At 72.5% G+C, this 14,072-nt stretch carries 10 protein-coding genes and 2 pseudogenes; 8 read left to right on the forward strand and 4 right to left on the reverse strand.

Annotated elements, in window-relative coordinates:
* The first annotated feature begins 140 nt into the window (after nucleotides 1-140).
* Nucleotides 141-1,031: an NTP transferase domain-containing protein gene (locus tag ACZ7DE_RS29880; protein ID WP_470766530.1), complete on the forward strand. Its 891-nt coding sequence runs from the start codon at nucleotides 141-143 to the stop codon at nucleotides 1,029-1,031.
* Nucleotides 1,028-2,425, forward strand: coding sequence for a molybdopterin molybdotransferase MoeA (locus ACZ7DE_RS29885; RefSeq protein ID WP_470766532.1), 1,398 nt, complete (start codon nucleotides 1,028-1,030; stop codon nucleotides 2,423-2,425). The genes ACZ7DE_RS29880 and ACZ7DE_RS29885 overlap by 4 nt, the downstream gene beginning before the upstream one ends.
* Nucleotides 2,426-2,532: 107 nt before the next feature.
* Here ACZ7DE_RS29885 and ACZ7DE_RS29890 read toward each other — a convergent pair whose 3' ends face one another.
* The gene (locus ACZ7DE_RS29890; RefSeq protein WP_470766533.1) at nucleotides 2,533-3,651 is read right to left on the reverse strand and encodes a potassium channel family protein; all 1,119 of its coding nucleotides are present in this window, start codon (nucleotides 3,649-3,651) and stop codon (nucleotides 2,533-2,535) included.
* A 120-nt stretch (nucleotides 3,652-3,771) separates the two neighbouring features.
* Between ACZ7DE_RS29890 and ACZ7DE_RS29895 the strand changes: the two are divergent.
* Nucleotides 3,772-4,470, forward strand: a pseudogene (locus ACZ7DE_RS29895) (potassium channel family protein); the annotation flags it as partial.
* Between the two features lie 70 nt (nucleotides 4,471-4,540).
* Nucleotides 4,541-5,530 (forward strand): NAD(P)H-quinone oxidoreductase, encoded by a 990-nt coding sequence (locus ACZ7DE_RS29900; protein ID WP_470766535.1) that lies wholly within the window; start codon nucleotides 4,541-4,543, stop codon nucleotides 5,528-5,530.
* Between the two features lie 52 nt (nucleotides 5,531-5,582).
* Here the strand turns inward: ACZ7DE_RS29900 and ACZ7DE_RS29905 are convergent, their stop codons facing one another.
* Nucleotides 5,583-6,017: a hypothetical protein gene (locus tag ACZ7DE_RS29905; protein WP_470766537.1), complete on the reverse strand. Its 435-nt coding sequence runs from the start codon at nucleotides 6,015-6,017 to the stop codon at nucleotides 5,583-5,585.
* 415 nt (nucleotides 6,018-6,432) lie between these two features.
* On the opposite strand from ACZ7DE_RS29905, the gene ACZ7DE_RS29910 reads away from it, so the two are divergent.
* Entirely contained in the window at nucleotides 6,433-6,981 is a 549-nt protein-coding gene (locus ACZ7DE_RS29910; RefSeq protein WP_470766539.1) for a bacterial proteasome activator family protein, read from the forward strand.
* A gap of 92 nt (nucleotides 6,982-7,073) precedes the next feature.
* On the opposite strand, the gene ACZ7DE_RS29915 is transcribed toward ACZ7DE_RS29910, so the two are convergent.
* The gene (locus ACZ7DE_RS29915) at nucleotides 7,074-8,705 is read right to left on the reverse strand and encodes a protein kinase domain-containing protein (RefSeq protein WP_470766540.1); all 1,632 of its coding nucleotides are present in this window, start codon (nucleotides 8,703-8,705) and stop codon (nucleotides 7,074-7,076) included.
* A gap of 412 nt (nucleotides 8,706-9,117) precedes the next feature.
* Here ACZ7DE_RS29915 and ACZ7DE_RS29920 point away from each other — a divergent pair, with 412 nt between their 5' ends.
* Entirely contained in the window at nucleotides 9,118-10,647 is a 1,530-nt protein-coding gene (locus tag ACZ7DE_RS29920; protein WP_470766542.1) for a protein kinase domain-containing protein, read from the forward strand.
* 253 nt (nucleotides 10,648-10,900) lie between these two features.
* On the opposite strand, the gene ACZ7DE_RS29925 is transcribed toward ACZ7DE_RS29920, so the two are convergent.
* Nucleotides 10,901-12,163 carry a phosphotransferase gene (locus tag ACZ7DE_RS29925; protein WP_470766575.1) on the reverse strand — a complete coding sequence of 421 codons (1,263 nt, stop codon included), beginning with the start codon at nucleotides 12,161-12,163 and terminating at the stop codon, nucleotides 10,901-10,903.
* A 558-nt stretch (nucleotides 12,164-12,721) separates the two neighbouring features.
* Between ACZ7DE_RS29925 and pdhA the strand changes: the two genes are divergently transcribed.
* Together pdhA and ACZ7DE_RS29935 are read left to right on the forward strand one after the other, a co-directional pair.
* Nucleotides 12,722-13,945 (forward strand): pyruvate dehydrogenase (acetyl-transferring) E1 component subunit alpha, encoded by a 1,224-nt coding sequence (gene pdhA, locus ACZ7DE_RS29930; RefSeq protein ID WP_470766544.1) that lies wholly within the window; start codon nucleotides 12,722-12,724, stop codon nucleotides 13,943-13,945.
* A gap of 1 nt (nucleotide 13,946) precedes the next feature.
* Nucleotides 13,947-14,072, forward strand: a pseudogene (locus tag ACZ7DE_RS29935) (alpha-ketoacid dehydrogenase subunit beta); the annotation flags it as partial.

Here is a 14,072-nt window from a genome sequence, read left to right on the forward strand (position 1 = left end):
CCCCGTGCCTCCGTGCCCCCGTGAACCGGCGGATCACGTGACCCGTGACCCCGCGAACCCGCGGATCACGTGACCCCGTAACCCCGCGGATCACATGATCCGGGGGCCCGCAACGCGCGGACGGACCGCATACTCGGGGGATGACCGCGAACGAGCCTGCCGCCTACGACGCCGTCGTGCTCGCAGGCGGCGGCGCCCGTCGGCTCGGCGGGGCCGACAAACCGGGCGTGCGGGTGGGCGGCCGGGCGCTGCTGGACAGGGTCCTCGGCGCCTGCGCCGACGCCCGCGCCACCGTCGTCGTCGCCGACCCCCGCCCCACGGTCCGTGCCGTGCGCTGGGCGCGCGAGGACCCGCCTGGCGGGGGCCCCGTCGCCGCGCTCGACGCAGGGCTGCGCCGTACCGCGGCGGACGACGTGCTGGTCCTCTCCGCCGACCTGCCGTTCCTGGCGACGGACACCGTCCGGCGGCTGCTGAGCGCCCTGCGCTCCGGCCGCGCCGAGGGCGTGCTGCTCACCGACGCCGACGGCCGTGATCAACCGCTCGTCGCCGCGTACCGCACAGCGGCGCTGCGCCGTGAACTGGCGGTGCTCACCGCCGCCCGGGGAGGCCTCACGGGGCTGCCCCTGCGCCGGCTGACCGCCGGTCTCGACCTCGCCCGCGTCCCCGATCCGGTCGGCTCCTTCGACTGCGACACCTGGGACGACATCGCCACCGCCAGGGCACGTATCAGGGAGCATGGCCACGTGTTGGATGAATGGATTTCCGCAGTCAAGGACGAACTGGGCGTCGACCTCGACGTCGACACCGGTGTCCTCCTCGACCTCGCCCGGGACGCCGCCCATGGTGTGGCGCGGCCGGCCGCCCCGCTGACCACGTTCCTGGTCGGCTACGCGGCCGCGCAGGCCCGGGGAGGCCCCGAGGCCGTCGCCGAGGCCGCCCGCAAGGCCGCCGCGCTGGCGGTGCGCTGGGCGGAAGAGGCCGCACAGGACAAGGCCGCCGAGCCCGGCGGCTCAGGGCCGGACGCCGGATGACCCCGCACGGCGCCCGGCAGGGCCTCGACGCCGAGGACCTCGACGTCGAGGAGGCGCTCGCCCTCGTGAAGGACGGCAACGGCCCCGCCCGCCCGACCGGCGACCACCGCCCCGCCCGGCGCGAGGGCGACGGCCCCTCCGCCGAGGCCCCGCAGGCCGGTCACCGGGCCGCCGCCGCGGAGCATCGTCACCGGGCCACTGCCTGGCCCGAGGCCCGGACGATCGCGGCCCATGCGGCCCGGACCGGCGCCGCCCGCCGCGCCCCCGTGTCCGTCACCCTCGGTGACGCCCTCGGCCTCGTCCTGGCCGCCCCCCTGACCGCTCTCACCGACCTGCCCTCCTTCGACACCTCGGCGATGGACGGTTGGGCCGTCGCGGGTCCCGGGCCCTGGCGCGTACGGGAAGAGGGCGTGTTCGCCGGGAGCTCCGCACCGGCTCCGCTCGCCGACGGCGAGGCCGTCCGGATCGCCACCGGCGCCCGGATCCCCCCGGACACCACCGCCGTCCTGCGCAGCGAGCACGGCCGCATCGACGACAACAGCCGACTGCACCCGACCCGCGAGATGCAGCACGGCCAGGACATCCGCCCGCGCGGTCAGGAGTGCCGCTCGGGCGATCAGCTGCTGCTCGCCGGAGCCGTGGTGACCCCGGCGGTCCTCGGGCTCGCCGCGGCCGCCGGGTACGACTCGCTGGCCGTCGTGCCCCGGCCCCGGGTCGAGGTGCTCGTCCTGGGCGACGAACTGCTCACCGAGGGTCGCCCGCACGACGGCCTCATCCGGGACGCGCTCGGCCCGATGCTGCCCCCGTGGCTGCGTGCGCTGGGCGCCGAGGTCGTCACCGTCCGCAGACTCCGCGACGATGCGAAGGCCCTGTACAAGGCCATCACCTCGTCCGGCGCGGACCTGATCGTCACCACCGGGGGCACGGCGTCGGGCCCCGTCGACCATGTGCACCCCACCTTGCGCCGCATCGACGCCGAACTCCTCGTCGACGGCGTCAGCGTGCGACCCGGGCACCCCATGCTGCTGGCCCGCATCAAGGACGGCCGGCACCTCGTCGGTCTGCCCGGCAACCCCCTCGCGGCCGTCTCCGGCCTGCTCACGCTCGCCGAGCCGCTGCTGCGCACCCTCGCCGCCCGCTCTGCGCCCGAGCCGTACACGCTGCCCCTGCGGGAGGCGGTGCACGGACATCCGCACGACACCCGCCTCATCCCGGTCGTTCTGCGGGGCGATCACGCCGTGCCGCTGCACTACAACGGTCCGGCCATGTTGCGGGGCATCGCAGCGGCGGACGCCCTTGCCGTCGTGCCGCCGGGTGGCGCACGGGCGGGTCAGGAGGCCGAGCTGCTCGACCTGCCCTGGGCGACGGCCGGGATCGACGCCTGTTTCACGTGAAACACCGCCCCCGGACGCTCTGCCCGGTGAGCCTCACCTGTTTCACGTGAAACAGGCGAAGACCGGTGGAAGAGCAGCCATTCGGGGGCGTTTCACGTGAAACAACGTCATGCCTTCTCGGAGGCCGGAACGGCTCGACGGACCGTGATCACGCGGTCCCCGTGCTGCAGATGGGTGAGCCGCGGGTCGGTGTAGTCCAGCAGTTCCCTGTCCCGCAGGACGGCCACGACGAGGTCCGCGCACGCGCGGGGCGCCTTGCCCGCTTCCGCCGGGGTGATCGGCCGCTCGATGAGGTCCAGGCCGTTGCCCAGGGTCATCAGGCTCTCCAGCGATCTGGCCACCGTCGGGCTGACCATCGACACGCCGAGCAGCCGCCCGGCGGAGCTGGAGCTGGTGATCACGGTGTCCGCGCCGCTCTGCTTGAGCAGCGGCACGTTCTCGTCCTCCCGGGCGGCGACGACGATGGTGGCGCGTCGGTTCAGCTGGCGGGCGGTGAGGGTGACCAGAGCGGCGGTGTCGTCACGTTGGGGCGCGACGATCACCCGGGAGGCGTTCTGGACCTCGGCCTTGATGAGCGTCTCCGAGCGGGTGGCGTCCCCCGTCACCGCCACCAGTCCGTCGTCGCCTGCGGTGAGCGAGGACTTGCGCTGGGCGTCCACGACCACGATCCGGTCCTTGCCGATGCCCTGCCCGACGAGGGTCTGCACCGCGTGGCGGCCCTTGGTGCCGTAGCCGACGACCACGATGTGATCGCGGGTGCGGGCGCGCCAGCGGTGGATGCGGACCTGCTGGCGGGTGCGTTCGGTGAGCACTTCCAGGGTGGTGCCGACCAGGATGATCAGGAACAGCACGCGCAGCGGCGTGATGACGAGGATGTTGACGAGCCGGGCCGTGTCGCTGACCGGGGTGATGTCGCCGTAGCCGGTGGTGGAAAGGGTGACGGTGGCGTAGTACGCCGCGTCGAGGAGGCCGACGGAGCCGTCCGAGTTGTCGTTGTAGCCGTCGCGGTCGGCGTAGACGATCAGCGTGGTGACGGCGAGTACCAGCAGGCCCAGGGCGAGGCGTCGCAGCACCTGCTGGAGCGGGGGCACACCGACGCGCACGGGCATCGTGATGGAGCGCCCCGCCTCGGCGTCGTCCCGGGCTTCGGTGCGCGAGCGGTACCAGAGGGACCTGAACAGTGAGAGCCTGGCCGTGCCGCCGGGCTGTCGTTCGTGGTCCTTCATCGCGAGCCCCCTGGGGTGGTGATCTGTTCAGTGGGCACCATGGTTCCCGGCGGGTTCGTGCCCGTCATGAACCAACACGTGTCGTCGAGCCCGCAGCTGTCCATGATCCCGGAGGTCCCCTTGCGCGACCACACTGTCGTCGTCGGCTTCGGCACGAAGGGCCGGTCCGCGATCCGGACGGCGTGTGCGGCGGGCCTGCGCAAGGAGCAGGTCGTGGTGATCGACCCGAGCGCGAAGGTGATCGACGCGGCGACGGCCGAGGGCTACGAGGGCGTGATGGGTGACGCGACGCGCAGTGACGTGCTGCGCCGGGCCGAGGTGCACCGGGCAGAACGGATCGTCATCGCGACCCAGCGCGACGACACGGCCGTCCTGGTGGCGCTGACGGCGCGCCAGCTCAATCCCGGGGCGAAGATCGTGGCGGCGGTCCGCGAGGAGGAGAACGCGCCGCTGCTCAAGCAGTCGGGCGCCGACGAGGTCATCACCAGCGCCGGAGCGGCCGGCCGGCTGCTCGGTCTGTCCGTGCTCAGCCCGGCGGCGGGCCGGGTCATGGAGGATCTCATCCAGCAGGGCGACGGGCTCGACCTGGTCGAACGGCCCGTCACCAAGGCCGAGACGGGCCGCGGCCCGCGCGAGACGGCCGACCTGGTGGTGAGCGTCGTGCGCGGTCACCGGATCCTCGACTACGACGACCCGGCGATCGGGGCGCTGCAGCCGACGGACCGGCTGGTCACGATCGTGCGGGTGGGGCCGGAAAGGGCACCCGCCACCCTCGGGACGCCCGGCATGCCCGGTGTCCCGCCCCTCCCGCCCGCCTGACCCCCTCGGCGATCGCACGCGGCTTTCCCCAGCAGCTTCCGTCCGGGGGGCGAGGAGTAGCGTCCCCCTCATGTATGCGATCACGATTCCCGAACCTGGTGGTCCCGAGGCGCTGGTCTGGGACGAGGTCCCCGATCCCGCGCCCGGCGAGGGCGAGGTCCTGGTCGAGGTGGTGGCCAGCGCCGTCAACCGCGCCGACATCCTGCAGCGGCAGGGCTTCTACAATCCGCCGCCCGGCGCCTCCCGTCACCCCGGCCTCGAGTGCTCCGGCCGGATCGTCGCGATCGGCCCCGGCGTCTCCGGCGACTCCGGCTGGAAGGTCGGCGACGAGGTGTGCGCGCTGCTCGCGGGCGGCGGCTACGCCGAGAAGGTCGCCGTGCCGGCCGGCCAGCTGCTGCCCGTCCCGGAGGGCCTCGACCTCCGGCAGGTCGCCGCACTCCCCGAGGTGACCAGCACCGTCTGGTCGAACGTCTTCATGATCGCCCACCTCCGACCCGGCGAGACGCTGCTCGTGCACGGCGGTTCCAGCGGCATCGGCACCATGGCGATCCAGTTGGCCAAGGCGGCCGGCGCGAGGGTCGCCGTCACCGCGGGCACCAAGGAGAAGCTGGACCGGTGCGCCGAGCTGGGCGCCGACATTCTGATCAACTACCGCGAGCAGGACTTCGTCGCCGAGCTGAAGCAGGCGACCGCCGGCGCCGGCGCCGGCGTCATCCTCGACAACATGGGCGCGAAGTACCTGGACCGCAACGTCCAGGCTCTCGCCGTCAACGGCCGCCTCGCGATCATCGGCATGCAGGGCGGCGTCAAGGCGGAGCTGAACATCGGCGCGCTCCTCGGCAAGCGCGCGGCCATCAGCGCCACCTCGCTGCGTGCCCGTCCCCTGGCGGAGAAGGCCGCCATCGTGGCGGCGGTACGCGAGCACGTCTGGCCGCTGATCGCCGCCGGCCGGGTCCACCCCGTCGTCGACCGCGAACTCCCGATGAGCGACGCAGCCGCCGCCCACCGGCTCGTGGAGGACAGCAGCCACGTCGGCAAGGTACTGCTGGTCGCGTCCTAGGCACCGGGCCGGCCCGGCGGCCCGGCCATGGCCCTCCAGCCGGGGCCGGGTTCTAGGTGCGGCGCAGTCGGAGGGCGGCGATCGCGAGGGCGATGCCGAGGCCGATGAGGACGAGGCCGCTGCCCAGCGGCAGGATCTGCAGCACGGGGCCGTCGGCCCGCTCGCCCGTGGCCGCCTGGCGCACGGAGTCCTGTGACGGCGCCGAGGTCACGGGGGCGGAGGCCTCCGGCGGCGCGGTCGCGGCGGTGTCGTCGGAGACGTCTCCGTCGTCGGCCTCCGTGTCGCCGTCCGCCTCGTCCGGATCCTCCTCCGAGGCGTCCTCGCGGCCCGTGTCCTGCGCGGCTTCGTCCTCGGCGTCCGCCCGCCCCGGCCGCTGCCGTCCCTCGCCCGCCCGGCTGCCGGCCCGGTCGGGCTCGGAAGAGGCGGAGTGCGAGCGGGAGGGGGAGGTCGCGGCTGCGGCGGACGCCGTCGCGGCGCGCGTCGACACGCGTTCGTGCGTCGGGACAGGCGCGTGCGTCGGGACCCGTTCGTGCGCCGAGCCGTGCCCGGGGGCCGAGCCATGTCCGGGCGGCGAGGAGCTCTCGTGTGCCGAGGAGGCTTCGTACGTCGGCACACGTCCGTGCGTCGGCACGGCAACGGCCGCGTACGACGCCGTGCTCCCGTACGCCAGCACGAGCGCACCCGCCAAGGCCGCCGCGGCCGGCCGCACCGCATACAACGCCCGTTGCCATGGAGTCACGTCCGTGACCCCCTCCCGGTGCCCAGTCGACAAGAAAACACGCACTAAGCCTGGCATCCGGGAATTTCCACCGCATTCCGGACTCCGCCGAACGGAAACGGTGGATCACCTTTCCTGGGGGGCACCACGGTGATGAGGTGGGGACGTGCGAGAGAATGGCGGCATGGAGATGCCGAGGAACGAAAGGTCGCCGGAGAACGCCCAGAAAATCCTGGTCGTAGGTCAGGACGGCATGGCGCTCGGCGGCATCGACGCCGACGAGGACTCCCGCGAGATCCCGGTGACGGAGCAGGTCGAGCAGCCGGCGAAGGTCATGCGGATCGGCAGCATGATCAAGCAGCTGCTGGAGGAGGTGCGCGCGGCTCCCCTGGACGAGGCCAGCCGGGCCCGGCTCAAGGAGATCCACTCGAGCTCCGTGAAGGAGCTGGAGGACGGTCTGGCGCCGGAGCTGGTCGAGGAACTGGAGCGGCTGTCCCTGCCCTTCAACGAGGAGTCGACGCCGAGCGACGCGGAACTGCGCATCGCGCAGGCGCAGTTGGTCGGCTGGCTGGAGGGCCTCTTCCACGGCATCCAGACCACGCTCTTCGCCCAGCAGATGGCCGCGCGGGCACAGCTGGAGCAGATGCGCCGCGCGCTGCCGCCGGGCGTGAGCCACGAGGGGCCGGACGATCCGCGCGCCGCGGGCGGCCGCACGGGCGGCCCGTACCTGTAACCCGTACGCAGTACACGTCAAGGGCCCGGCGTCGGACGCCGGGCCCTCTCACATGTGGTCCACACGAGGTCGGACAGCTCGCGGGGCGATCCCTACGCCGGGTTGCCGGTGGAGACCTTGAGCTCGATCTCGGGCATGTCCTTCGGGTCGACGTCCGTGCCGGCGGAGGGGAACTGGTCCATGACCGCCCCGTCGCCGTAGGTGTTCTCGTTGACCTTCGTGATCTTGTACGGCCAGCCGGCGGCCTGGAAGCACTCCTTGACCGAGCCGATGTACTTGAACTTGAAGTTCGGCACCTGGATCTTGTCGGGGTCGTTGTACGACTCCTGCGGTTCGGAGCACTCGGTCGACTCGATCGTCTTGGTGGTGTCCGGGGCGCGGTAGTCCGCCGCCTTCGTCGCCGCGGGCGAGGAACTGGTCCCGCCGCCCTTGGCGTCGTCGTCGCTGCCGCCGCTCATCGTGAGACCGGCGATCAGACAGCCGACCGCCACAACGGCCACGACGGCCGACCCGATGAACACGGTCCTGCTGTTCCTGCGCCCGCCGCCCGAGGACACCGTGGTCGACGGCTGCGGGCTGAGGTTGTACGCGGGCGCGGTGTGCGGCGCCTGCTGGTGGTTGTACGCGGGAGCAGGCGTCTGGTAGCCGCCCTGCTGCGGGTAGCCGTAGGACGAGGCCGGCGTCGGAGCACCGTACGGGTTCGGGGTCGGCGCGGGCTGGTAGGGCGTCTGGACGTTCCCCTGCGGCGGCGGGGTGCTCTGGCCGACCGGCGGGAACACCGCGGAGCCGACGCCCGCGCCGCTGGACGTCTGCGCGCCCGGGACGATGCTCGGCGGGGCCGGCTGGAAGGACGCGGCGACGCGCAGGCACTCGTCACGCATGGCGACGGCGGTCGGAAAACGCTCGTTCGGGTTCTTCTTCAGCGCACGGGCGACGAGCGCGTCGACGGCCGGCGGCAGCGCCCGGTTGATCGAGGAGGGAGCCACCGGCTCCTCCTGCACGTGCGCGTACGCGATCGCAAGCGGTGAATCGGCCTCGAACGGCAGCCGCCCGGTGACCAGTTGGAACAGCATGATGCCGACCGAGTACAGGTCGGAGCGGGCGTCCACCCCGCGCCCCAGGGCCTGTTCGGGCGAGAGGTACTGCGGGGTGCCCACGACCATGCCGGTCTGCGTCATCGACGTGACCCCGGACTGCATGGCGCGCGCGATGCCGAAGTCCATCACCTTGACCACGCCGCGCTTGGTCATCATCACGTTGCCCGGCTTGATGTCGCGGTGGACCAGCCCCATCTCGTGGCTGATCTCCAGGGCGGCCAGCACGTCCGCGGTGATCTTCAGCGCCTTGTCGGCGGGCATCGCGCCCTGCTGGCGCACGTCCTCGTCGAGCACCGAGCCGAGCGGGCGGCCCTCGATGTACTCCATGACGATGTAGGGCGTCGTCAGGCCCTCGACCTCGTCCTCGCCCGTGTCGAAGACGGAGACGATGTTGGTGTGCGTGAGCTTGGCCACGGCCTGGGCCTCGCGGCGGAAACGCTCGCGGAAGGCCTGCTCGCGGCCGAGTTCGGTGTGCAGCGTCTTCACCGCGACCTGACGGTCGAGCACGGCGTCGTAGGCGAGGTGGACCGAGGCCATGCCGCCCTCGCCGAGCAAGTCGCGCAGCTGATAGCGGCCGCCGGCGAGCGCCCGCCCCGCGTACCGGCCCTGCGCGCCGTCCTGGCTCATCTTCTGCGTCCCCCGTAGGCCTTCTGGCGCCATCGACTGTTGTTGATCGAAAGAGCTATTCCCGGCCAAGTCTGCCGCAGGGCACTGACACGTCAAGTTCGGTGCCCGTTCCGTGACCCTACGAGAAAGAAGCGTCGCGGAAGCGTTACAGGTGCCGTACGGCCGGTACACAGAATTTGCACGCCGGCAGGGAGTACAGGTTTGATGACCGGTCCGTCCCAGACCGGCGCCCGGGTCCGCCCCGGGGATCGTTCCGGGGATCGTCCCGGACCAGCGGCTTGCGCAGAGGCTGTAGCGTGGCCGACGGAGACCGTGACAACACCGCGCGCACCGCGGGCAGAAACGACGGCGAGGACTGATGGCACAGCAGCGCGCTCAGGGCCCGTCCGACCCCGAGGCGACTGGCGGCGGTATGTCAGATGCGCCGGAGAACTGGGGCAACGGAGGGCTGGTCGGGGACGGCCGTTACCGGCTGACCCGCAGACTCGGCCGGGGCGGCATGGCCGAGGTGTTCGCGGCCGAGGACGTACGTCTCGGCCGCACCGTCGCGGTCAAACTGCTGCGCGCCGACCTCGCCGAGGACCCCGTGTCCAAGGCCCGCTTCACGCGCGAGGCCCAGTCGGTGGCCGGCCTCAACCACCACGCGATCGTCGCCGTGTACGACTCCGGCGAGGACTTCGTGGGCGGCCAGAGCGTGCCGTACATCGTGATGGAGATCGTCGAGGGGCGCACGATCCGCGACCTTCTCCTCAACGCCGAGGCGCCGGGTCCCGAGCAGGCCCTGATCATCACCTCCGGTGTCCTGGAGGCGCTGGCCTACTCGCACCAGCACGGCATCGTGCACCGCGACATCAAGCCCGCCAACGTGATCATCACGCACAACGGCGCCGTCAAGGTGATGGACTTCGGCATCGCGCGCGCCCTGCACGGCGCGTCCACGACGATGACGCAGACCGGCATGGTCATGGGAACCCCGCAGTACCTCTCCCCGGAGCAGGCGCTCGGCAAGGCCGTCGACCACCGCTCCGACCTGTACGCCACGGGCTGTCTGCTGTACGAACTGCTCGCGCTGCGGCCCCCCTTCACCGGCGAGACCCCGCTGTCCGTGGTCTACCAGCATGTCCAGGACATCCCGGTGCCGCCGTCGCAGACCTCGAACGGCGAGTGCCCGCCAGAGCTCGACGGTCTCGTCATGCGCTCCCTCGCCAAGGACCCCGACGACCGTTTCCAGACGGCGGAGGAGATGCGCGGCCTCGTCCAGTACGGGCTGCAGATGCTGTACGACCAGGGCGGTCACACCGGCACCTGGAACACCGGCCCGGTGAGCGCGCCCGGCGGCGCCGGCACACCCGCCGGGGGCTTCGCGAGCACCACGACCGTGCTGCCGCACGGCGCCGACGGTTCCAGCAACACCTCGCAGATCCCGCAGCCGATCCTGCCGGCCGGGTACGGCGGCGGTGACGACGGCGGCTTCGAGGGGCACGGCAACAGGGGCAGCGGCCGCGGCAAGCTGTGGATCCTGGCCGTCTTCGCGGTGATCGCCATCGCCGCGGGCGTCGCGCTCGCGCTGAACGGCAAGGGCGACGGCACCGGCGGCGGTGAGACCTCCAAGCCGCCGTCCGCCTCGGCGTCCGCTTCGGACGACACGTCCAGCGAGTCGCCGAGCGACGAGGCGACCGGCACGTCCAGCGACGACTCCTCGGACGACAACACCGGCTCGGACCCCGACCAGAACTACTCCCCGTCCTACAAGCCGTCGTACTCCCCGTCCTCTACGCCGTCCCCGTCGGCCACGGGCGAGCCGACCGACGAGGAGACGCAGACCCAGCCGTCGGACGAGCCCAGCGACCCGGAGACCCAGCCGAGCGACCCGGCCACGGGCGACGAGACGGGCGGGACCGACCCGGGCAACACCAGCCTCGGCGGCGGCCTCGGTGGCTGACTGACCGGAGCCACCGCTCTCTCTCCTCACCACGCGCGCGTGGGCCCGTGACAGGGCCCCACGCGCGCGTGCGCGTTCAGGAGAGTCCACGTGCGCGTGCGCGTTCATGGGGGGTCAGGCGGTGAGGGGGCCAGGGGCCCCGGATCGCCCTCTCCGGCCTCGGGTCCACCGTCCGTAGGCCCCGAGCCCATCGTCCGAAGGCCCCGAGCCCATCGTCCGAAGGCCCCGAGCCCACCGTCCGAAGGCTCCGGGGTCAGTCTGTGAACGCCCCGCACACCGCGTCGTACTCCCGGGTCCACCACACGGCCAGGGCCGAGGCCGCCGGGAACTGGGAGTCGGCGCGGGTGTCGCCGCGCTCGTAGTGCCAGCGCAGCATCCAGAAGTCGTTCAGGCGCTCCCACCACACGCGGTGCACGGCCGCCGCGAGCTCGCAGGGCGTGGCCGCGGTCACGCGCCGGTACGCGCGTGCGTACTCCCTCGCCTTCGGCAGGTCGAGCGTGCCGTCGGGCCGGACGAAGAAGATCGCGGCCGCCCGGACGGCCTCCTCAGCGCGCGGCTGCACACCGAGCCGGTCCCAGTCGACGATGGCGGCGGGGGCGTCCCCTCGGTAGAGCAGGTTGAACGGGTGGAAGTCCCCGTGCACCCAGCCCACCGGGCCGCCCGGCGGGGGACGCCGGTCCGCATGCCGTTCCAGGAGCGTGCGCCGCTCCAGGAGGCGATGGCGGGCGAGCTCGTCGAACGGGTCCGCGGGGCGGTGGCGGCGCACGCGCGCGAGGAGATCGTCGATCAGGACGAAGGTGTCGGCGGGGTCGGGGCTCGCGGCGGTCGCTCCGGATCCGCCAGGCCCGGCGGATCCGACGGGCCCGGCGGATTCGACGGGTTCGACGGGGCCGGGTGGCCCGGAAGACCCAGGCGGCCCGTAAGGCCCACGCGGTCGCGGTCCGGGAGACCCGGGTGGTCCGGCGGGAGCGGTGCTCCGCGGGTAAGGAGGGCGCTCGGCGCGGGCCGCGCGCCTGGCGGGGGTGGTGCGCTCCGGTTCGTGCGCCGGAGGCACCCGATCTCCGCGCCCCTGGGGACCGTGCCCTCCGTGCGCCCGCATCACGTGCTCCAGGCTGGCGTGCACCACCCCCAGCAGCGCTCCCAGGCGGCCGCACTGGACCGGGGTGAGCTGGGCGCCGTGGCGGTGCCGGCCCTCGATCCACGGGTGGAGGGCGTAGGCGTGGCCGCCCACGACGGCGACCGTGCGGCCGTCGTGGCCGGGCAGCGGAGGGGCCACCGGGACGCCCAGATCGGCCAGCCGCTCGGTGGCCCGGTGCTGGCGGGCGATGGAGGCGGGGTCGGCGGTGTCCGGATCGAAGTGGTGCTTGAGGAAGTAGCGGCCGTGGGTGGTGCGCAGCCGGTAGCCGCGGTTCAGCAGCCCTTCCTCGACGGGCTCGCAGGCGAGCGCGGAGCCGGCGGCGTACCGACGGACAGAGCGCCCAAAGGGGGCGCATGGGGCACGGGCGGTGGTACACAGGAGCGCGGCACGCGCCCGATGCTAGGGCACTCCCCGCGCCCGTGAGCTGGGCGTTGTCACAGAAAGTCACGGAAGGTCAACAGGTGTCACAGGCGGTCGCTTCAGGTCGCCCGCAGACCCGCCACGCCCGCGTCGGGGGGACCCCATTGAGCCGGGTGGCCGGAACGCGCCGGGGCGCGTCCGCCGCCGTGTCGCCTCGCCGACCCGCCCGAGGTCGCTGCCCAGGCCTCTTCCCGTGGCCTGGGTGGCCGGGATAACGTGCCGTTGCTCCGGCCTCCTGCAAGGCTGTGACCAGGCTCTCTCCCGACTTTGCCGATTTACTTGGAAATCCAAGCAAAAACGCAGGTCAGGAGGGGTTTCACAGAAATGTGGAGCACTGGGTAACGTGTTGAACGCAGGGCGCTCGCCGGGGCACCTGTCACGCCTGGTCCGACCGAGTGGCACCCACCCCGTGCACGGGTGTCGGAAACAGGTGAGCCGCTCCCCCAGGCCCTCAAAGGGCTGGGGGACCCCCAGTCACCCGGCGACCCCGGGGGCCGGACCGACGGAGGAGCACACGTGACCGTGGAGAGCACTGCCGCGCGCAAGCCGCGACGCAGCGCCGGAAGCAAGGCCGGCACCACCGGCGCCGAGCGCACCACCCGCGCCACCGCCCGCAAGAGCGCCGAGCCCGAGCTCGTGCAGCTGCTGACGCCGGAGGGCAAGCGGGTCAAGAACGCCAAGAACGCCGAATACGCCAAGTACGTCTCCGGTGTCACGCCCGAAGACCTCCGCGGCCTCTACCGCGACATGGTGCTCACCCGCCGTTTCGACGCCGAGGCGACCGCCCTGCAGCGCCAGGGCGAACTCGGCCTGTGGGCCTCGCTGCTCGGCCAGGAGGCCGCCCAGATCGGCTCCGGCCGGGCCCTGCGCGACGACGACTACGTCTTCCCGACCTACCGCGAGCACGGCGTCGCCTGGTGCCGCGGGGTCGACCCGACCAACCTGCTCGGCATGTTCCGTGGTGTGAACAACGGCGGCTGGGACCCCAACAGCAACAACTTCCACCTCTACACCATCGTCATCGGCTCCCAGACGCTGCACGCGACCGGGTACGCGATGGGCGTGGCCAAGGACGGCGCGGACAGCGCGGTCATCGCGTACTTCGGCGACGGCGCCTCCAGTCAGGGCGACGTGGCGGAGTCCTTCACCTTCTCCGCGGTCTACAACGCGCCGGTGGTGTTCTTCTGCCAGAACAACCAGTGGGCGATCTCCGAGCCCACCGAGAAGCAGACCCGCGTCCCGCTCTACCAGCGCGCGCAGGGTTACGGCTTCCCGGGCGTGCGCGTGGACGGCAACGACGTCCTGGCCTGCCTGGCGGTCACCCGGTGGGCGCTGGAGCGGGCCCGCAACGGCGAGGGCCCCACCCTCGTCGAGGCGTACACGTACCGCATGGGCGCCCACACCACCTCCGACGACCCGACGAAGTACCGGGCCGACGAGGAGCGCGAGGCCTGGGAGGCGAAGGACCCGATCCTGCGCCTGCGCCGCCACCTGGAGGCGTCAAACCACACGGACGAGGGATTCTTCGCGGAACTCGAGGCGGAGAGCGAGGCGTTGGGCAGGCGAGTGCGCGAAGCGGTCCGCGCCATGCCGGACCCGGACCGCTTCGCCATCTTCGAGAACGTGTACGCGGACGGACACGCGCTGGTCGACGAGGAGCGGGCCCAGTTCGCCGCGTACCAGGCGTCGTTCGTGACGGAGTCCGAGAGCGGCTTCGCCGCGGGTACGGGGGGAAACTGACATGGCGGAGAGCGTGACCACCAAGAACCTGGCCCTGGCCAAGGCGATCAACGAGTCGCTGCGTCATGCCCTGGAGGCGGACCCGAAGGTCCTGATCATGGGTGAGGACGTCGGCAAGCTGGGCGGG

The sequence above is a fragment of the Streptomyces sp. NPDC037083 genome (genome assembly GCF_055606485.1).

Excerpts from the sequence above, each read along its gene's own strand:
- ACZ7DE_RS29880 (WP_470766530.1), top strand. The coding sequence starts at position 141 with ATGACCGCGAACGAGCCTGCCGCCTACGACGCCGTCGTGCTCGCAGGC.
- ACZ7DE_RS29885 (WP_470766532.1), top strand. The coding sequence starts at position 1,028 with ATGACCCCGCACGGCGCCCGGCAGGGCCTCGACGCCGAGGACCTCGAC.
- ACZ7DE_RS29890 (WP_470766533.1), bottom strand. The coding sequence starts at position 3,651 with ATGAAGGACCACGAACGACAGCCCGGCGGCACGGCCAGGCTCTCACTG.
- ACZ7DE_RS29900 (WP_470766535.1), top strand. The coding sequence starts at position 4,541 with ATGTATGCGATCACGATTCCCGAACCTGGTGGTCCCGAGGCGCTGGTC.
- ACZ7DE_RS29910 (WP_470766539.1), top strand. The coding sequence starts at position 6,433 with ATGGAGATGCCGAGGAACGAAAGGTCGCCGGAGAACGCCCAGAAAATC.
- ACZ7DE_RS29915 (WP_470766540.1), bottom strand. The coding sequence starts at position 8,705 with ATGAGCCAGGACGGCGCGCAGGGCCGGTACGCGGGGCGGGCGCTCGCC.
- ACZ7DE_RS29920 (WP_470766542.1), top strand. The coding sequence starts at position 9,118 with ATGTCAGATGCGCCGGAGAACTGGGGCAACGGAGGGCTGGTCGGGGAC.